Below are 20,293 nucleotides of genomic sequence, written 5' to 3' on the forward strand. Positions count from 1 at the left end.
TCGAATGAGGAAATCAGACTTACCAGATTTTTACCCGTTTATCTTCTTCCAGATACATTGGATCTTCTTGCTTGACGCTAAAGGCTTCATAGAAAGGTTTCTGGTTAAGTAAGGTCGCACGGCCACGAATGGCTGCTGGTGAATGCGGGTCTGTTTTTAACAGCTGTAATGCCAGTTCCGGACGAACTTTGGCACGCCATGCCTGCGTCCAGCCAATATAGAAACGCTGATCTCCGGTATATCCATCAATCACCGGAGCAGGCTTGCCATTTAGTGAAAGCTTATAAGCTTCATAGGCAATTGCCAGACCTGAGTTATCGGCAATATTTTCACCTAAGGTCAGCTCACCGTTGACGTGATAGCCCGGTATCGCTTCATAAGCATTATATTGCTCGACCAGAGCTTTGGTTTTTTCCTTGAACTTTTTATCGTCTTCTTCGGTCCACCAGTTTTTCATGTTGCCATCTGCATCAAAGCGGCTGCCCTGATCATCAAAGCCATGACTGATTTCATGCCCGATTACTGCCCCAATTGCGCCATAGTTCACGGCATCATCAGCATTCATATCAAAGAATGGCGGCTGTAAAATAGCAGCAGGGAAAACAATTTCATTGCCCATTTGGTTGTAGTAAGCATTTACCGTTTGCGGCAGCATATGCCATTCTTCACGATCAACCGGTTTCCCCAACCTATCCAGCGCAATGTCATAATTGAAACTGTTGGTACGACGCAGATTACCAATCAGGTCGCCATCTTTAATTTCCAGCTTGCTATAGTCACGCCATTTATTTGGATAGCCAATTTTTACTCTAAAGCTTTTCAGCTTACGGTGTGCCTGTGCTTTGGTTTCTGCACCCATCCAGTCCAGTTTTTCTAGATTCTGTTCAAATGCCAGCAACAGGTTTTCTACCAGTTTTTCCATACGCTGTTTCTGTTCAGGCTGGAAATGTTTTGCGACATAGACTTGTGCCAGACTTTCACCGAGTACGGCATTAGTCATATCAACCCCACGTTTCCAGCGTGCCCGTTGCTCGGTCACACCGCGTAAGGTTTTGCTGTACATTTCAAAGTTTGCATCAGCAAATTCCTGGCTTAAGTAAGGTGCAGCGCCATCAATCAGATGGAATTTGAAATAGGTTTGCCATACATCGAGGGGTGTGCTGCTTAAAATCTTGTTTAAATCTTCAAAATAACTTTTTTGCGCCACAATCACGGTTTTGGTTTTTTTATCTAAACCCGTCGCTTTAAAATAGGTTTTCCAGTCAAATTCTGGCACCAGGCTTTTGACGTCTTTTAATGTATAGACGTTATACATTTTTTCGAGATTACGGTTCTGCACATTATCCCACTGAATTTTGGCAATTTCAGTTTCTAAGTTCAGGATAGATTGTGCATGTGCAGCCGCATCTGCTTCTGTTTCACCCGATAGCGTCAACAGCTTAGCAATATGTTTAACATAAGTTTCACGGGCACTTTTCAGTTTTTCATCGTCTTTTAAATAGTAGTCACGATCCGGTAAACCTAAACCACTTTGACCCAAAAACACCGCCATTTGATCAGACTTTTTCAAGTCAGGAATCACGCCAAATTCAAAAGGTGTACTGACACGGTTTTTTGCATAGTCTGCAAGCAACAAAGTGAAATCTTTTTTGCTTTTCATGGCATCAATTTTGGCGATATCTGCTTTTAGCGGCTGGATACCTTTTGCATTTAAAGTTTCCGTGTCCATAAAGCTGGCATATAAGCTCCCCACTTTCTGCTCATTGCTGCCATAATCCGATTTGGTTTTCGCCAGCTCTTCTACAATGTCATGTAATTGCTGGGTCGAGTTTTCACGCAAAATCGTGAATGCGCCCCAGTTTGGCATATCAGCCGGGATTTCCTCATGCTCTAACCAGTGCCCATTTACATGCTGATAGAAGTCCTGTTGTGGTGCGATTTTTTTATCAAAATGTTGAAGATGAATCCCCGAGCCAAGTGCTGCAATAGCGGTTTGATCTGAAGCATAATTTGCAGAGGAAACGGCTAATAAAGCACTTACCAATGCGGTTTTTAGAAAAATTTTCAAAGCTTGCTATCCTCGCGCTTCATTGCGCAGTTGAATTTATCAATGCGTGTTGACCTGATAATCAAACACTTAAATCTTTATAAGCAGCATATATGCCAATTTTTAAACTGTTCTTGACTCTGCATGCTGGTCATTTAGATAAAAAAATAGGCCAGTTTCTTTTCAGATGAACAGACCTGTTTTTTTAAATCCTGTTACCAGATGGAGATTCGTTTTTCAGGTGATAAATACATCTTGTCCCCTTCTTTAATCCCAAAAGCTTCATAGAAACTTTGCTGATTGCGGACGGCGCCATTGCCACGTACATGACCTGGCGCGTGGCTGGCAATATTTAGGCTATTTAACAAATATTCAGGATTACTTTTGCTACGCCAGACTTGTGCCCAGCCTATATAAAAACGCTGATCTCCACTAAAGCCATCAATGACAGGTGCTGGCTGACCCTTGAGCGATAACTTGTAAGCCATATGAGCGATCCCTAAGCCCAGGTTGTCAGAGATATTTTCACTTTTATTTAATTCCGCATTCACCTTATGCCCTGGCAGAGCTTCGTATTGTTTATATTGCTCGACTAAAGCTTTGGTGCGTTCGTTGAACTTCTTACGGTCGCGCTCGTTCCAGGTTTCTTCACCCTTGCCTTTGGCATCAAAGCGGCTTCCTCTATCGTCAAAACCGTGGCTAATTTCATGTGCGATAACAGCCCCGATGGCACCATAATTCACTGCAGGATCATGACTATCATCATAATAAAATGGTGCCTGCCAGATGGCCGCAGGTAATACGATTTCATTCAGCTTGACATTATAGTAAGCATTGGCTGTTTGTGGCGACATGTGCCAGGCTTCTGGATCGATCGGTTCTCCCACCTTGTCCAGTTCACGCTGGTAATTGAATAGCCGGGTCCGCTGGATATTCCCAATCAGATCATCCTTACGAATCTCTAGGGCTGAATAATCCCGCCATGCTTTCGGATAGCCGATTTTGATATTGATGCTATCTAGCTTATGCCGTACTTGTTTTTTAGTGTCCGAACCCATCCAGTCAGCTTGGTCCAGTTTCAGATGAAAGGCTTTACGGACGTTTTCCACCATTTCCAGTATCGCTGGGCGCTGGCTTTCATTAAAGTGCTTTTCTACATAGAGCTTGCCAAGCACATTGCCTAAAATACCGTTAGTTAGCTTCAAGGCAGACTCATTCCGTGGAGAACGTGCTTGTACACCCTCTAGTGTTTTGTCATAAAATTCAAAATGATGGTTTTGAAAAACTTCTGTTAAAAATGGCGAATAACTATTGATCAGGTTGAATTTCAAATAGGTTTGCCAGGTTTCAATTGGAACGACCTTCCATAACTGATCCAGCTGACGCAAATAATTAATCTGCGAGATCGCAACCTCTTTTCTTGCACCTTTTAAGCCCAGTTCTGAGAAATAATTCATCCAGTCAAAAGAAGGCATATAGTTAATAATATTTTTAGTTTCAACGAGATAGGTTCTCACCTCATCATTGCGCAGCTCCACAGCGGACCAGCTAATTTTTGCCAGTGCCTTTTCCAAAGCCAGGATAGTGCGAGCATCTTCAATCGGCTTAGGCTGACCGGCAAAATTCAGGGTATTGGCGATATAAAGCATATAAGTATTGCGAATTTCCTGTTGTCGAGGCTGCTCACTCAGGTAAAAATCACGATCAGGCATTCCCAAACCACCTTGCCCTACATACATCATCGCCTTGGAAGAAGCTTTACGGTCCTGATAAAAACGGGTAGAGAATGGCAAATTCAGATTGATTTTTTCCGCATAGGCAAAAAATTCTGCCAGATCTTTTTTGGTCTTGATACTTTCAATCCGCTGCAGGTCTTGTTGCAATGCCTCAAGTCCGAGCTGTTCTAGCCGATCGGTATCCATATAACTGGCATAGAGATCTGCGACCTTTTGTTCATTGCTACCTTGCGGATGCTGTTTTTTGGCCAGCTCATTAAAAATGCCAAATAACTGCTGGGTTGATCTCATACTCACTTCAGCAAATGCACCCGACAATGCCTGATCTTCTGGAATCTTTGCGGTTTTCAGCCAGTTTCCATTCACGAATTGATAAAAATCCTGCTTTGGATCAACCGTCCGATCAATCGCATTCAGATCAATTGCCGATTTTAATGAAGTTGTACTCACTGCATAACTCACAGGTGAATGTAGAAATGCACCCACAAGAATCAAATGACTTAAAATATGTTTTCTCAAGCGATAAATCTCATTATTGTGTATGTTAAAAATCAATTAGTTTTTCTTGCTCTGTCCATAAGCACAAAACTGATAATTTTTAAGCAAGAGATATACCAATAATTTTTAGAATATGCCGTTGAATGGGCTTGTATTTAACAAGAGAGATAGAGGAGAAAATCTGAGATGGCGGCGGGAAATTTACTCTGAAATGAGGTTCGATTTGCGACCCAATAATAATTAATTTTTATTCCTATCAACAGAATAACTATTTATCTTCTATCATTGATCTTCAAAAGAAAAATATTGTTTTTAAGTTCTGCTATGCTTAAGAAATACTTTTTTAAATATCACCAATATTTAAAGTAGATGACTTTTCATGTGCATCTACTTTGCCAAATAAATGATCAAACTGAATGTGAAAATAATAGACTTATTTTAACTGTCTCAACTGATTCTTTGCCCCAGTATGGTTATAGTTGGTGGCCAGATTCTGCAGTACTCGTTTGGCTTGAACCTTGGAATTTGGAATACGGTTGGCATAGGCTGGAATACTGCTTAAACAGCGTGCCACTAGCATGCCGGATTCGGTATAGACACGTGTTCCTTCTGTACCCTGTAATTTGCCATAGTTATAGGCACGCTGGGCATTATTGCAGGCATTGTTCAGGTTCTTGCCGCTATTGATATCACGACGTGCAGCTACATACAATTTCATCTGTTGCTGTTGTGGCGTTTCGATACTAGTTGTACGAGCAGCAGGGACAGCAACCTCTGTCGGTTCAATAGCAGGTATTTTTATTTCTTTCTTATCAGCTTCTTTTTTATCTAATTCCTTTTTCTCATCTTTGACTGAGGTTTTGGCTGCATTCTTCTCGGCAATTTTATTAGACTTAGTCGTAGTCTTATGGCCCTGATAGAAATGACGTGCTTCAGCTGGGCTTTGAAGTTTGCTCAAGATCCGGACTACACGCGTAGTATTATTCTTATCTGGCTGATGTTCAGAAATCGGCTCAATAGAAACAATCCAGTTTTGTCCTTGAGGCATCGTACATTGATAGGCACCAATACCCTGAGTGACATAACGGTTTTTGCTTAAACGGTTCTTCTGGGCAGAATCTTTTACTGAAGCCAATTGGCTCTTATACAGTAGAGAAAACTTGCCGCCCCGTTCATGACAATACTGGCTTAAGGTGGTTCGTGGATAGAGGGATTGTGGCTCCAGATGCTGCTTGGATTTTTCCCATGAATAAACATATTCTTTTGCCGAACCGTCAGCCTGATTCAAGTTTCTTTTAACAATCAGTTCTTGAGGACTTACATAAGGATGCTGCATATCTGATTTCATTTGCTGAATACTGTTACATCCAGCCAGGCTTGCTACACATATTGTTGGAATTATTAATTTTAGCTTCACTGCTTATCTCCCCCAGGCCTCTATAACATATAGCAAATGTGCCAAAACAACAATCTCAACAGATTGATAAATATAAAAATATAGCGAGACCTATCACTAAAAATGAGGAATAAAATGCCTAATTCATCCGGCTTTAATCCAGATAAATTGATCAAATTAACATTCTTCAAGTCAACAAATACGCTGGATTACTCATCAATTGAAAGATGAAGCAGTAGAAAAAAGATATAAAAAAACAGAAGAAACAGATCAGTTCTCCGGTTACTCATTCAACAAAAATTAGAGATATTATTATCATGGACAATAACGGCAATTATGCTCTCTATCGCTGTCTGAATGAGATTATAATTTGAATAATTTCCTTTACGTACACTAATTGTTTTTATACGCCATATTATTGGAAATTAAACAGCACCCTGGCTGGCCCTTAAAATTCTAGCCAAGAAAAAATAGCTTGAATACCCTAATATTGGGATGTTTGGGTACCATTCATCCTAATTTTTTAGCACCTCTCCAGATCGTAATTTTCAATTGGATTTTGAATAAAAATTAATCAATAAAAAAGCCAGACCTATAATGATCTGGCTTTTAAAATTGTCTAGGAATAGAAGAAAAAAATTAATCGAGATGGGATTCAAATGCTTTCAAACGTTTATAGATGGAGAGCAATTCAATAATCGTAGGCCAAGATAGAATAAGATACTGGAAAGATTCACGAACCTTACCGAAAACATTCAGGATCTGCATCATCAAACCGAGTGTAATCGCACCCGCGGCAATACTTGGAAACAAAATAAATAATCCGTAAATATTGTCCAATTGCAGATACCAGATGCGCACCATATTGAAATAGGCATAGTGGAAATACAAACGGAAATAATTCGTACGTACCCGACTAAACAGTTCTTGCAAGGTAAGCGGGTGAGCACGATCAGCATAATCTTCACCATAAACCAGCTCTTTACGATAAGCCGCTTCAACTTTCTGATTATTGAATTCCAGTCCAGGGAGTTTCATTCCGACAATCATTAAAATCACAGTTCCCAGAACTGCCCATCCGATCGACGCCCACATTAATGCATGCGGTATTTCACCGACAATGGGCAGTACTTTTACATGACTCGATAACTCATACAGGATTGGCAGGAAAGCCATTAATAGCATCAGAGATTCAATGAGTGAGACACTCAGCTGTTCCGTAGTTTTGGCAAAACGCATGGTATCTTCCTGAATACGCTGTGACGCCCCTTCAATATGACGTAACTTTTCCCAATGTGCCGTATAATAGTCATTCATTGCCGTCCGCCAGCGGAATACATAATGACTGACAAAGAACAGGTTAAACACTGCCAGCGTGACATAGACCATGGCAATATAAATAAAGGTCAATGCACCTTGATATAGTAGGCTGACATCTCCGCCCCCTTGGGTGAGCATATTCTGGATCTGGTCATAGAACGGACTATACCATTCATTTAAGACCACATTAACCTGCACCCCAAACCAGATATTGAACAGGATAAAGGCCGAGCCCCACACGGACCAGCGCTGCCAGGGATGTTTCGCTTTAAAATACCAGAAGGTAGCAAATATCGCGGTACTCACAAAAAACCAGAGATAGAACCAGAGAAATTTTGGCGCCCAGAAACGGCTGATTCCTATCGGCATTTTAAGATCATGATAACCTTCAGTCATACCTAAATAGACACCCCAGCCTGATCCACCACTATGCCAAAGGCCAAGATTGATCAGAAACCACAGTACCAGACTACTAAAAAACCACACTGGTTGTGGAAAAAATGACTTAAACATTGGGGCTTAATTCTCCTTATAGATGTAGGGGTCATCCAAATGACGCACAGTTTATTCTTATTTTCAGACTTTCAACGAACTGCAGCATAAATTTGCAATTCAATGTAAAAAATTACATACAAACACAAAATCGCTAAAGCCAAATTAATATCAGATTATATGATTCTTGCTTTAATACTAGCGCATAACATACGCAATATAATGGAGGAGATCATGACTGGCCTGTCAAAAAGTGACAAGCAGATTTTGCGCTAGATTGACTATTTGGTACCGTTTGTCTTTTTCTCTTCTTTTCGTCGGTAAATAAACTGAAAATATTCGAGTTTAAGAAACACAAATCGTTTGAAAATTAAATCTTAATCTCTATCCCTTTAATTTACTGACTTAAGCGCTTTTTAAGAAAAATTGACCGACTTGTTGACTTATGTCTCGGTTTTTCAAAAATTAGTTAAATGTGCAAAAATCATGTTAAGATTAAAAAACAGCGAAGTATCAATATTTGGGAATAAAAATATGGAAAGTTCTGTGATTGAATTACTTAAGCCAGTGACCTTGGAAAAGGAAAACTGTCACCCGATTATTTTTGAAGCTGGTACTGTTTTAAAAGTTTTGATGCAAACCCCTACCAGTCTTTTAGTCAGTAATGATGATGACTTTAACTTTACTATTCCATTGAAAGATGAGAACGATGTCTGGAGAGAGCTATAAGCACTCTGCTCTCCTCTTTATGGGGTTATGTCTACCTAGTCTCTTCAATGATATAACCCTAACTCTTCTTTGTAGCACCAAGATTTTATAATTTATCCTTCCTTTCAAAACTGGCTTTAATAAAAAATTAATAGGCTGCACTATATTCTTATTTTATATTAAATGTGTTTTTTAATATTTCCAATTTAATACCTATTATTTAATAGAAAGCCAATGAATTAATTTTTAGAAATATAAATCAAAACCATTTTTTACATTAAATAATCAAAAGAATCTTATTTATAGCACTCAAACTTACTCAATCACTTAATATGCAATACCTTAAATATCATTATTAATATATTAAAAATCACTGAAAAATTATTTTACAAATATACAAAGAATATCAACTTTTTCTGCTGAATATTTCCAAATTTTACAAAGTAACTTTACATGTCAAAAGTGTTTCTTTTCTGCGCCTAAAGCCATTTTGAAAAATAGAATATGTTATAAAACTAATTAGATTAAAAATCACACAGTTTAACTCTAAATTTTAATCTATTTTATATCAAGTACTTAGGTGGATTTATGTCAGGCATATATAGGGAACAAGATTTAGAAGATTCATCTAGCTCATCTTTTTATATATCGCCAAAGATGATTTTAAATGATTGCAACCTGAATATGGACTCAGACCAGGTTGTTTTATTTCTTGATATTGACGGAACAATCTCTGAATTTCACCCAGATCCAGATAAAAGTATAATTCAACCTGAAATTATAAATATATTGGAAAATTTACAACAATATATTCAGCTGATATTAGTTACTGGTCGTTCTATTTTACAAGCACAAAAACTTATTCACCCTCTGCAATGGAATATCGCTGGATCACATGGTCTGGAATTAATCTATCAAGCTAATTTAAAGACATTAATCTCTTTAAATAAGTCGCAGCTACAAGCCCTAAAACAATATATTCAGGAACAGGCAGTTCAAATCCCTGATTTGCGGATCGAGGTTAAAGATTATTCTGTTGCACTACATTTTCGTGAACATCCTCAACTAGAAGATCGCGTACATGCTTTTGCGCTGGAATGTCTCAACCAGTTTTCCGACTTTGAGTTAAAAGCTGGCAAGTATGTTTTTGAACTGGTGCCCAAAGGCGCCAATAAAGGTTCAGCGATTCAACAGATTATTCAGCAATACCATCTCAATGATCATTATCCCATGTTTATTGGTGATGACCTGACCGATGAAGCCGGATTCAAAGTCATCAATGCCCTTCACGGCTGCTCAATCAAAGTAGGCCCTGGCCAGACCCTAGCACGGTACAGACTGGAAAACGTCTCTCAAGTTCAGGCCTTCCTGAAAGAATTTTTAAAGGTAATTGAAGTACAAGAACAACAACGATTGGAGAAATCACATGTCTAAACTCATTGTGTTATCAAACCGTGTGAATCTACCTAACCCAGAAAGTATGAAGGCTGGTGGATTGGCTGTTGCATTGCAGGATGCATTGCTAGATATAGGCGGTATCTGGGTTGGATGGAATGGCTCCAGAGTTGACCAGAACAAGGAACAGAAATTTCAGATTCTGAAACATCAGAATGTGGAATATCATACCAGTGCACTGAGCGAAGCCCAGTACCAGGGTTATTATTGTGGTTTTTCTAATAATGCCTTATGGCCGTTAATGCATGACCAGCATCAACGTGTTGAATATCAGCCGCAGGATTTTAAAACCTATAAAGATGTCAATTTGCGTTTTGCCAAACACCTGAAACAGGTGGCTTCACCACATGACATCATCTGGATTCATGATTATCATTTTCTGAGTGTTGCGCATTACTGTCGTAAATTAGGTATGCGCAACCGGATTGGGTTCTTCCTGCATATTCCTTTCCCCGAACTAAAACTTTGGCAAACGCTGCCTCCATATCAGGAACTGGCCCGACATCTGGGAGATTTTGATGTCATCGGTCTGCAAACTCCACGCGATCAGGCCAACTGTATTGATTTCCTGGAACAGGTATTAAATATCCAGCATTGCAATGATGAAATCCTGAGTTATCAGTCTAAACGGATTTATGTGAAAGCTTATCCAATCGGTGTACACCCGGCGCAGATTCAGAAGCAGGCTGCTGAAAGCCAAGTCACTGACCTGCCCTTTGATCTGGATAAAGCACATGCCCATAAGACCATTATTTCGGTTGACCGGATTGATTACAGTAAAGGGCTGCTGGAGAAAATTCATGCATTCCAGGAGTTGCTGGATGAACAGCCTGAATTTAAAAATCAGTTCCAGCAATTACAGATTGCCTGCCCATGTCGACTAGATGTGAACAGCTATAAAAAACTTTATGAACAGTTCCAGGCTGCGGTGCAGAATTTAAACCATCAGCATGGCAATGCAGACTGGCTGCCTTTTGACTGTAGCTATGACACTTTGGGTCATGAAGCCCTGATGCAGCTCTATCGTAAGGCGGATATTTGCTGGGTGAATTCAATCCGTGACGGGATGAATCTGGTCGCCAAAGAATATATTGCTGCGCAAGATCCATTAGATCCAGGCGTATTGATTCTGTCTAAATATGCCGGGGCTGCCGAGCAAATGAAGGAAGCCTTACTGGTCGATCCTTATGATCAGGACAGTATGGCCAAAGCCTTGAAAAGAGCCTTGCGTATGCCTAAGTCAGAACGTTTGGAACGTTACCGCTATTTACAGCAAGGCTTAAAGAATTTCGATATCATTCGCTGGCGTGATCAGTTCCTGTCGGACCTGAAAAAATCACAAAGCTTGCGAATTTATCGACCAGTGGCCAAAGGCATCTCGACCCAGTTCAATATGCATGCATAAGTCTGAAAAGCCCATAAAAAACAATAGCTTTATGCTGGTGTTTTATGGTCTAGGCCGGCAATAAGACCTTCTACTTTTTCTGATTCTTTGTGACCGGCAGTCAGATGGTTCAGGATTACAATGCTCATTAAAGCAACTGCGATGACCGTAAATACTAAACGCAAGCCAATAATTTCACTACCGAAACCTACCAGCGCTGGTCCGATCAATGAACCGGTATAAGCAAATACCGATACATAAGATAATGCTACATGAGAAGCCATAGTTTTTTGACGGCCTGCACGAGAGAACATCAATGGAACAATGTTAGCACTACCTAGACCCAAGATCGCATAACCGGTTAAAACGACTTGCCATACTGGTGCAAAGATCACCATGAATAAGCCTGCTGCAGCCAGTAAAGCACTTAGTAAAATAGTGATTTTTTCACCCAAGCTTTGAATGATGAGATGACCGCTAAAACGTCCAAGAACCATTAAGCCAGCAAAGAAACTATAAGCCAAACCGGTATGCGCTGCAGGTACATTAAACTGGGTTGCCAGATAAATACCGCTCCAGTCCATTGCTGCACCTTCAGACAGGAAAGATACAAAACAGATCAGGCCAATACCTAAAATTGCGAATGTTGGTAGCGCTTTTTTCGCAGGTTTTGCTGTAGCTGTATTAGTTTCTTCTGTAGTTGATGACTGACCACCTAAGCAGAATGGAATTGCCAGCATCGCAATCGCAAGCAACATCACACTTACGACCAGTGTGCCAGTTAAAGGTGCCAGACCAAATCCCATTAACGTGGTCATGCCCAATACACCGACCAGACCACCCAAGCTACATACGCCATGGAAACCAGACATCAAGCTTTTATCCATGAGTTTTTCAATCTGGGCAGCCTGAATATTTACGGTTACCCCCAAGGCACCAGCACTGGCACCAAAGAAAAACAAGGTAATTGCCATCATCAAGCTGGTAGGACTAATCGCTAGCGCTGGCAAGATGAACAGAAATGCAGCCAGAATAACAGCCAGTACTGTACGGCAACCAAACTTACTTGCCATACGACCTGCCAATGGCATTGCCAGCATTGAGCCAACTCCGGCACATAGCAAAAGCAAACCAAAGTCAGCATGATTCAGTAATAAGCGCTGCTGCGCATAAGGAATTAATGGCGCCCAGGCAGCTGTACTAAAACCTAGACTAAAAAAACACAGTGCAGTGGCGATTTTCTGCCAGAGATACGGTGATGGAGACTGAAGACGAGAAATTAACTGTGAATTTAACATTGTCATTCCAAAAGAAAGAGCTCAGGCATCCATTACCGATCATCCATAGAAAAACCCCGCGGACTTATAGCTGAAAAATATAAGTAGCAGGGCTTAATTTGTGTGAATTATAAACAGAATTTTTCTAAATGAAATAGCTTTTAGAGATGAATTTTTAAATTTTTTACAAGTAATTGATTGTATAAAATTTATAATTTTATAGTTTTATTTGTATACGCTGATCGGTTTTTTCATTGCTTCCTGTAACTCAAGCTTTTGTAAAAAACAGGCGAAACCTTCAGCAACTTTTGACCGTAGACGGCTACTGGTTGTTACCCTTAATTGATTGGACCAGGTAATGTTGACTCCTGCCTGTTGTAAACGGCGAACAAAGTCGACATCTTCATGACAATCTAGCTGGCTAAATCCGTTAGAATTATTATATACACTTGTTTTAAAACATAAATTTGCACCATGAATATGCCGATGATCCATTTTGTCCTGATAGTGGCCTAAATATTTTAGTCGGGCTTCCAAGCTTAAATTTTTCCATTCGTCCACTTCAACGACCCCACAAATTGCGTCAGTGGGTTGGTGCTTCCACATGGCTTTGAACCAGTCTTCCTGTACACTTGAATCCGCATCAGTACAACAGATCCAGTCGCATCCTTGTTCAATTACTTTTTGAATTCCTAAATGACGGGTCTTACCCACCGAACGAAAATTACAACTAATGACTTCTATGCCCAGTTGCACCGCTTTGATCGCGGTTTGATCGGTACAACTGTCTAAGACAACTAAAATCTTAATCTCGGGAATATTTTCTGATGAACCAAGGTATTGATAAAATTCAAATTGTGCTTTTTTTAAGGCCAGCAGGCAGCGTTCTATATAGGCTTCTTCATTACAGGCAGGAATAACCACGCCAATTTTATTCATTTAAGGCCCTCTTGCTCTGCCACAGACTGTGGGCTATTCATCCAGACATCAATCAGAAAATCAGGTTCCTGTAGTTGTGAACACTTTCTATAAGGTAAGTGTGCATTTAGATGGTCATGAATATCATCACCAGTAAAGCTAAAACCTGAAATTGATGCCCGCCAGTGACAAGCCAGAATACAGCCTTCTGCATCAAGGGCGTGCTGCAGCCAGTGGGTCAATTTCTCTAAAGCGGCCTGATCCAGATAATATAAAACCTCACTCAGTACAATTAGCTGGAACTTACGCTCTGGCAAGTCTTCCGGAACAACGCCTTGGACAAAACTGACATGAGAATAATCTTGCAGACGTTGTTGCGCCAGCCGGATCGCTGTCGTATTGGCATCCAGACAGATGAGTTCTCCGGTATGAGGAGCTAGTTCCTGACTTAGCATGCCATTACTACAACCGATTTCTATGGCAGATTCAAAATGCAGTTTGGGCAAGAGTGCTTTACAAATTTGACGTTTACGCTGTTCATACCAGCGCTGTTCATAATGCCATGGATCTCCCTGATTCAACGCATATAAAGCATCAAAATAGGCATGATCATAAGTTGATTTACTGTTCATACAGATAAACCTCCCATGGCTGTAAAACACGCTCTAATGCATGCTCAGGGACAATCGGTGCCTGTTCTGTCGTCGGATCATTCTCAATCTGACTTTTGAAACATCGTGCAGCTCGGGCTTTACATTTTAATTCTTCATCTGTCAGCCTGAGTTTGTGCGCAACCGTCCAAGGAATTCGGGTATCTCCTGGTGTGGCCCAGTGCCACGCCCAGATTAAAACTTGAATATATGGTAACTGTAGCTCAGTGGCGAGTTGCTGGGCGACCTGGCCGGTTATTTCATGATCTGGATGTCCATCATGAACAAAAGTCGTGACCAATACATCATTAGGCTGTAAATATGAATACAATTGCTGTTTGAGCAAGTCTCGCTGCTCAGCCACTTTTCCATCCTGAATATCCAAAGCAATCCGAAGAACTGGCTGTTCTAAGGACAATTCTTCGAGAGCTTGGCGAGTTTCTGCTGGACGAATCTGGTTCAGTTCTTCTGGCGTATACAGACTCGAACCGGGATGACTGGCCGTACCATTAGTCACTGCAAACAGTACAATCTTATAGCCGAGTTTATCCAGACGTTGCATCAGTCCGCCACATCCCAGAATTTCATCATCCGGATGCGGTGCCACAATACAGACTCTGGCATCTGCAGGAATTACATTGGAAATATTAAATTCTGGTATCTGTTGCAGTATTTCGCAGTTACGCCATTCTTCCACCCGTGTCCCCTCCCCATGGATCACACGATCTTCGACAATCTCATGTTTTAAAGTGCCCATAGTTCTTCCTCCTGTGCGCTTAGTTCTCCAATACGCTCAAGATCAAAAGCAGCATGGCTTTGACGGATAAATACCGGCAGATCTGCTGCGAGCTGGGCAAAATAAGAATTGGTACAATAAGGCGCTGCGCCAAGTGCTTTTCCGACCTGGTTCAGTACATTTAATGCAGTGGCTTCAACCTGCGCACGCAAAGCCTGAATCTGAAGTTGATGAGGAAATTTAGGTTGCTGGTCAATCAATTCTGCAACCCGATAGAACAAAGCCTGAGTAGCTAAAAGATCACGGCTGATTTCACCCAGATACATGGCTTTATACATATGTGGTTTTCTTAACTGTTCCTGCTGCAGATATTCAGCAAGAGCTACTGTCGCACCATACCAGCAAGCGGCAACGCCTGCTGCTCCATGCCAGAATCCCACCCGATCCAGATAAGCATGTGGATCAGCGACTTTTTTGACAGGGACCTGATTAAATTCCAGTTGAGCCGTGGACGTATGCTGCATTCCCAAAGCTTGCCAGACAGTATGGTCATGCTGAATACCAGGCTGCTGCATATCTACAATTAGCAATTGAGAGCGATTTTGTTCATCCCGATATGTCAGTAAACCTGACTCTACCCAGCTCGAAGCGGAACACCAGGTTTTGATGCCAGTCAGCTTGCCTTCATCCAGCTGCAATGGTTGAGGCCCTCCTTCTGCTGCCCAGACTGCCCAGAGCTGATGAGGATTTGCCGGAATATTTAATTCATGCAGAATTGCGAGTGCATCCAGATGCGACTCAAATATTTTACCCAGACTTAAATTGGTTGCCGAGATCTGGCTTAAAATTTGCCAGCGTTTTAAAGTTTCCCCTGATGCAGGAAAAGGAACCTGATCCGAAAGTTGTACCAGTTCCTTCAAAGTCGTTTGAATATTTTCTTTAGGTTCTAATGATGAATTTTTAAATCTTTCTAATATTGAACTGAGGTCCATAAAAGTGCTTCCTCAAAAATATCGATATTGTGGTCATTTGATGAAAGCCAGTTAAGGAAAAAGTCTTTTCATCTGTTTTAAACGGGTCATTAGTCCTAGTACCTTACGGCGTACCATAATTTCTTCTTCACTAAAAGGCAATTGTTCTCTAAGTTGACTCATAGGTAGATGGTTATGTTCGATCAGATAAATATCCTGCTCCCTGCTCCATTGCGCATTTTGCATCTGTGCCAGTAATTTTTTAGGATCTGGTCTCGCCATAAACTTTTTATCCCTTGAAATAGAGAATAGAAGCCGAAGCTTCTATTCTCATGGTATTTATGCAGGAATAGTTTCTGCAATCAATTCACGCGCCCAAACGCGGTGATTCATGATCAAGGTCTTAAAGGTATCTTGCACGGTATCGAATTGAGAATTCGCCAAAGTGCCTTCATCACTGATCAGTTTTAAGTCTTCAATTAGCTGACCTTTATCTCCCAGGAAGACAATCGGTTTCAGGTGCTTATAAGCTTCAAGCAGATAGTGAGTCGCGATACCATCTTTCAGCACCATGTCATAGTTATCACCATCGACAATAACTACGGCATCATAGGCAATCGAAGGTTCAGCTTTCTGCATACCATCAGATGGAATCACTGTACCTTGCTGGCTCAGGACTGGTCCTGGACGAGGTGTTAACACATCAGCCCCAGCACTTTCTGACTCAGCCCAAGCCTGCACAGCTTTGATACTGGCTTCATTGGCTTTGTCATGTGCCAGAATCGCGATTTTACGTGCCTTAATATCGGCAGGTTTAAACGCTTCAAAAGACAGACGCTTAGAAATCAGAACATCAGGCAGTTTGGCAGCTTTTTTCTCAGCTGGGATTTCAATTCCTAACTGGTCCGCAACCTGTTGAGCCAGCGTCAAGTCGATATTGCACAACACTTCGAGAACTTCACGTTCACGGATATTTTGGCGCTGTACTTTACTCAGTTCGAATACATAGGCATCAATAATATGCTTCTGCTCATGCGGTGCCTGGCTTTGATAGAATAAACGGGCATGAGTGAAGTGATCATTAAAAGACTCACTACGCTGGCGGATTTTATGACCGTCAATACGCTCCTGATAGCTTTCGAAACCACCTGCCTGAGTCGCACCTGGCGCTTCAGCCGGCCAGTTATCATCAATCGAGTTTGGTTCGTAGTTGGCCTGTCCGGTGTGAATAAGACGTTGATGCAGGCCATCACGCTGGTTGTTATGGAATGGACAAACCGGCTTATTGATTGGAATCTGATGGAAGTTTGGACCACCCAAGCGGCTTAATTGAGTATCAGTATAAGAGAACAGTCGGGCCTGTAGTAGTGGGTCATTGGTAAAGTCAATGCCTGGTACGACATGACCTGGGCAGAAAGCGACCTGCTCAGTTTCGCCAAAGAAATAATCAACATTACGGTTCAACACCATACGGCCAATTGGAGTCACTGGAACCAGTTCTTCCGGAATGATTTTGGTTGCATCCAGCAAGTCAAAATCAAATTTCATTTCGTCTTCTTCAGGAACGATCTGTACACCTAATTCCCATTCCGGGTAATTACCGGAAGCAATCGCTTCATACAGGTCACGACGATGGAAATCGGGATCCTTACCTGCCAGTTTTTGCGCTTCATCCCATACCAGTTGTGTCAGACCTTGTTTAGGCGTCCAGTGGAACTTCACAAAGACAGCTTTATTTTCAGCATTGATCAAACGGAAGGTATGCACCCCAAAACCTTGAATCGAGCGTAAATTACGTGGAATAGCACGATCCGACATTGCCCACATCACCGCATGTGCAGATTCAGGTACAAGAGAGACAAAGTCCCAGAAAGTATCATGTGCTGACGCACCTGATGGAATCTCGGTTTGTGGTTCAGGTTTCAGCGCATGGACAAAATCAGGGAACTTGATGCCATCCTGAATAAAGAATACTGGCGCATCGTTGGCCACCAGGTCAAAGTTACCTTCATCCGTATAAAACTTAGTCGCAAAACCACGAATATCACGTACCGTATCTGCTGAACCGCGAGGACCTTGTACTGTAGAGAATCGAACAAAGACTGGAGTCTGGGCACCGGTATTGGTTAGAAACCCGGCTTTAGTCCATTTTTCATTGCCTGGATAAGCTTCAAAAAAACCATGTGCCCCAACACCACGTGCATGCACAATTCGCTCTGGAATACGCTCATGATCAAAATGGGTAATCTTTTCACGGAGAATAAAATCCTCCATTAAAGTTGCCCCACGAACACCCGCTTTTAGACTGTTCTGGTTATCCGAAATTTTGACACCTTGGTTAGTAGTCAGTGTCTGTTCGGTGGAGTCACTACGATATGCATCAAGCTGCTCACTTTTTTTATTGGTATTCTGCTTATCTAAACCATTTTTACCTGCGGCTGGACTGTTCGCCTTAATTTTCATGACATTTTCCTTGCTGATCTTGAGTTTAGTGAAGTCTTTTTTTGCCTATCTCAAATTCGCTTGAGTTTTATTCAACATCTTGGCGTTTTTACAGAAAAATAAAGTTCCACTTTTATCTGCATGCGGTGAGCTGTTGCTGAGTATGAAAATCTTTTTATTGATTTCGTCTGTATCCCTAACATAACGAGATTTGACGAATACATTGCTGAGTCTTTGTAGTGGCTTGTTTAATAAAGGCACAGTTCTGTTATTTTTCTTAACCACACAGTTTTCTTGCCGAGTAACGATCACAAAGTTCGAAAAATTTAAAGCTGATAGTTTTTACTAAAAGATAAAATCATGAAATAAAGGCTTAATCATCTAAAAATGAAAACAAGTTTTTAAAAAACTGATCCAGACATTTGAGTTTTATAAGGCAAAATTAATTTCTTTATACAGTTACAATCCTGTCACCAGGCTATACAGAACGCCTAAACTTATATCTTTGCCCGTCCTATAAACTATATAACTCAGAAGTACTTAAAATTATTTCCACATATAAATAGTGGCAAAAATCTATTTCATATAAAAGGTCATGCTGCCAAGATTTCCTATCTTTTCAGCCATGACTGGCAAACTTCTATTTTAAAAGATATCTCTCTACAAAATTGTTAAGGAGTAAAACATGGGCTCTTCAGAAAAAAATGCTAAAGCTATGAAAATTGATATTGGTATTTCTTACGAAGACCGTGCCAAAATCGTCGAAGGTCTATCTAAATTATTGGCAGACAGCTATACCCTCTATTTAATGACCCACAACTTTCACTGGAATGTCACCGGACCACAGTTCAATAGTCTGCACAGCATGTTTATGACCCAATATACCGAACAGTGGAATGCTCTTGATCTGATTGCAGAACGTATCCGGGCCTTAGGCTTTGCCGCACCCGGCACTTACCAGCAATTTGTTAAGCTGACTGCTATTAAAGAAGTAGAAGGTGTACCAGATGCCCAAGAAATGTTGCGTTTATTGGTAAATGCTCATGAAACGGTAGCTCGTACCGCACGCAATCTTTTTGAAGTTGTTGATGAAGTCAACGATCAGCCGACTGCAGATTTAATCACGCAACGTCTTGATGTGCATGAAAAAACAGCCTGGATGTTAAGAAGTACTTTAGAGTAATTAACTTTTCTCATTGAGAAAATAACTTTAAAATCAGAAAATTAGCTTTTTCTAGAACAAATAAGTGCTCAAATTTAAGTCATATCCTTTTGAGCACTTATTTATCTCACCTTCCACCCTATAGTGAAGGCTTTGAAAAATAAATATTTACCTTTTAAGAAATTATTTTTTAATCAATAAATCTTTATTTATTATCTATTTAATTATATTAGCTTAGATAGGGAATTTGGCTTTTAAATAAAAATTTCTTATATTATAAAAATATAATTTTTACTAAATCAGCATTTAATCACTTTTTTTGATCTCAGTCTTTTTCCATATCTTTTAAATATATTGAACAAATGGACCAAACCATTTCTGCTTACAAAATAAGCAACAGATTAAGCTTCAAAAATGCTTACAAACTGAATATTATTCATCTAAAATAGAGAACCACATCACATAATATAATTATTGAAATATATTGTATACATTTTGTATTTCTGAAAGATTCAGGGGATTAAGTTATGAGTGTTCAAAAGCTGCTCATTTCACTCAAACTTAATTTACGTAAATTGATTTTAATCCTTTTACTTGTGAGTCTGGTGATTCTTTTTTCAATTACATTGATTGTGAGCAATGTAATTCACCGACAGCAACTGATTAATAATTCTCTTGCAACTAATTATGAGTATGCAGCTAAAGTTGCTTCTATTTCTGATTTATATTTTAAAAATATATTTAATGATTTAAGCCTCAGTGCCAATATTATTAAGAATGGCTTTCATAATGAGCAGTTATTAAAAACTGAATTAAACAGATTGATTCAACAATCTAATTCTTTTAGCAGTGTTTTGATCAGCGATGCAGATGGTCATGTCATCGAATATGCGCCTGAAATCTTGAAATTAGATAAAGTTGCGATTATCCGGTCTTTGGGCTTTAGCAAATCACTCGAATCAAAGAAGCCTTATATAGAGGTGGTCCCACTTGTTTGAACAACTAAAAGCGTATTTATAAGTGATATTCCGCTCTAGTTAAGCCACCTTGTTTTGTTGGGGTAGCTGATCATAGTAAAACTCATTTGGTGTCATTTTGTCT

Annotated in this window: 16 protein-coding genes; 5 read left to right on the top strand and 11 right to left on the bottom strand. The window is 40.3% G+C overall.

Features of this window, described 5'->3' with window-relative positions; translation table 11 throughout:
- Window positions 1–19: 19 nt before the first annotated feature.
- The 4 genes from FTU19_RS12875 to sbmA all read right to left on the bottom strand — a co-directional run bounded on the left by FTU19_RS12875 (window position 20) and on the right by sbmA (window position 7,510).
- Entirely contained in the window at window positions 20–2,068 is a 2,049-nt protein-coding gene (locus FTU19_RS12875) for a M13 family metallopeptidase (RefSeq protein ID WP_180131480.1), read from the bottom strand.
- 194 nt (window positions 2,069–2,262) lie between these two features.
- Window positions 2,263–4,302 (bottom strand): M13 family metallopeptidase, encoded by a 2,040-nt coding sequence (locus tag FTU19_RS12880; RefSeq protein WP_180131483.1) that lies wholly within the window; start codon window positions 4,300–4,302, stop codon window positions 2,263–2,265.
- A 412-nt stretch (window positions 4,303–4,714) separates the two neighbouring features.
- Window positions 4,715–5,698 (bottom strand): hypothetical protein, encoded by a 984-nt coding sequence (locus tag FTU19_RS12885; protein ID WP_179993172.1) that lies wholly within the window; start codon window positions 5,696–5,698, stop codon window positions 4,715–4,717.
- 618 nt (window positions 5,699–6,316) lie between these two features.
- The gene (gene sbmA / locus FTU19_RS12890) at window positions 6,317–7,510 is read right to left on the bottom strand and encodes a peptide antibiotic transporter SbmA (protein WP_179993171.1); all 1,194 of its coding nucleotides are present in this window, start codon (window positions 7,508–7,510) and stop codon (window positions 6,317–6,319) included.
- Window positions 7,511–8,023: 513 nt separating this feature from the next.
- Between sbmA and FTU19_RS12895 the strand changes: the two genes are divergently transcribed.
- The 3 genes from FTU19_RS12895 to FTU19_RS12905 all read left to right on the top strand — a co-directional run bounded on the left by FTU19_RS12895 (window position 8,024) and on the right by FTU19_RS12905 (window position 11,057).
- Window positions 8,024–8,218, top strand: a complete 195-nt coding sequence (locus FTU19_RS12895) for a hypothetical protein (RefSeq protein ID WP_125279298.1) — start codon at window positions 8,024–8,026, stop codon at window positions 8,216–8,218.
- Window positions 8,219–8,785: 567 nt separating this feature from the next.
- The gene (gene otsB, locus FTU19_RS12900; RefSeq protein WP_179993170.1) at window positions 8,786–9,631 is read left to right on the top strand and encodes a trehalose-phosphatase; all 846 of its coding nucleotides are present in this window, start codon (window positions 8,786–8,788) and stop codon (window positions 9,629–9,631) included.
- Complete coding sequence (locus tag FTU19_RS12905; RefSeq protein WP_179993169.1) at window positions 9,624–11,057, top strand: trehalose-6-phosphate synthase; 1,434 nt, start codon at window positions 9,624–9,626, stop codon at window positions 11,055–11,057. Before otsB ends, FTU19_RS12905 begins: the two co-directional genes overlap by 8 nt.
- A 29-nt stretch (window positions 11,058–11,086) precedes the next feature.
- Here FTU19_RS12905 and FTU19_RS12910 read toward each other — a convergent pair whose 3' ends face one another.
- The 7 genes from FTU19_RS12910 to katE form a co-directional block, all read right to left on the bottom strand.
- Window positions 11,087–12,334 (bottom strand): MFS transporter, encoded by a 1,248-nt coding sequence (locus FTU19_RS12910; RefSeq protein WP_180131486.1) that lies wholly within the window; start codon window positions 12,332–12,334, stop codon window positions 11,087–11,089.
- Between the two features lie 204 nt (window positions 12,335–12,538).
- A complete protein-coding gene (locus tag FTU19_RS12915) occupies window positions 12,539–13,252 on the bottom strand; it encodes a glycosyltransferase family 2 protein (RefSeq protein WP_179993167.1) in 714 nt (237 codons plus the stop codon).
- A complete protein-coding gene (locus FTU19_RS12920; RefSeq protein ID WP_179993166.1) occupies window positions 13,249–13,863 on the bottom strand; it encodes a class I SAM-dependent methyltransferase in 615 nt (204 codons plus the stop codon). Before FTU19_RS12920 ends, FTU19_RS12915 begins: the two co-directional genes overlap by 4 nt.
- Window positions 13,853–14,638, bottom strand: coding sequence for a PIG-L deacetylase family protein (locus tag FTU19_RS12925; protein ID WP_180131488.1), 786 nt, complete (start codon window positions 14,636–14,638; stop codon window positions 13,853–13,855). Before FTU19_RS12925 ends, FTU19_RS12920 begins: the two co-directional genes overlap by 11 nt.
- Entirely contained in the window at window positions 14,626–15,609 is a 984-nt protein-coding gene (locus tag FTU19_RS12930; protein WP_180131490.1) for an acyl-CoA dehydrogenase, read from the bottom strand. The genes FTU19_RS12925 and FTU19_RS12930 overlap by 13 nt, the downstream gene beginning before the upstream one ends.
- 51 nt (window positions 15,610–15,660) lie before the next feature.
- A complete protein-coding gene (locus tag FTU19_RS12935) occupies window positions 15,661–15,870 on the bottom strand; it encodes a hypothetical protein (protein WP_180131492.1) in 210 nt (69 codons plus the stop codon).
- 57 nt (window positions 15,871–15,927) lie between these two features.
- Window positions 15,928–18,051, bottom strand: coding sequence for a catalase HPII (gene katE / locus FTU19_RS12940; RefSeq protein ID WP_180131494.1), 2,124 nt, complete (start codon window positions 18,049–18,051; stop codon window positions 15,928–15,930).
- A 664-nt stretch (window positions 18,052–18,715) separates the two neighbouring features.
- Here katE and FTU19_RS12945 point away from each other — a divergent pair.
- Both FTU19_RS12945 and FTU19_RS12950 read left to right on the top strand, forming a co-directional pair.
- Window positions 18,716–19,213, top strand: coding sequence for a Dps family protein (locus FTU19_RS12945; RefSeq protein ID WP_004783133.1), 498 nt, complete (start codon window positions 18,716–18,718; stop codon window positions 19,211–19,213).
- A 506-nt stretch (window positions 19,214–19,719) separates the two neighbouring features.
- Entirely contained in the window at window positions 19,720–20,190 is a 471-nt protein-coding gene (locus FTU19_RS12950; protein ID WP_180131496.1) for a hypothetical protein, read from the top strand.
- The last annotated feature ends 103 nt before the right edge of the window (window positions 20,191–20,293 follow it).

The organism is Acinetobacter sp. YH12072, assembly GCF_013419565.1.
Taxonomy (GTDB): domain Bacteria; phylum Pseudomonadota; class Gammaproteobacteria; order Pseudomonadales; family Moraxellaceae; genus Acinetobacter.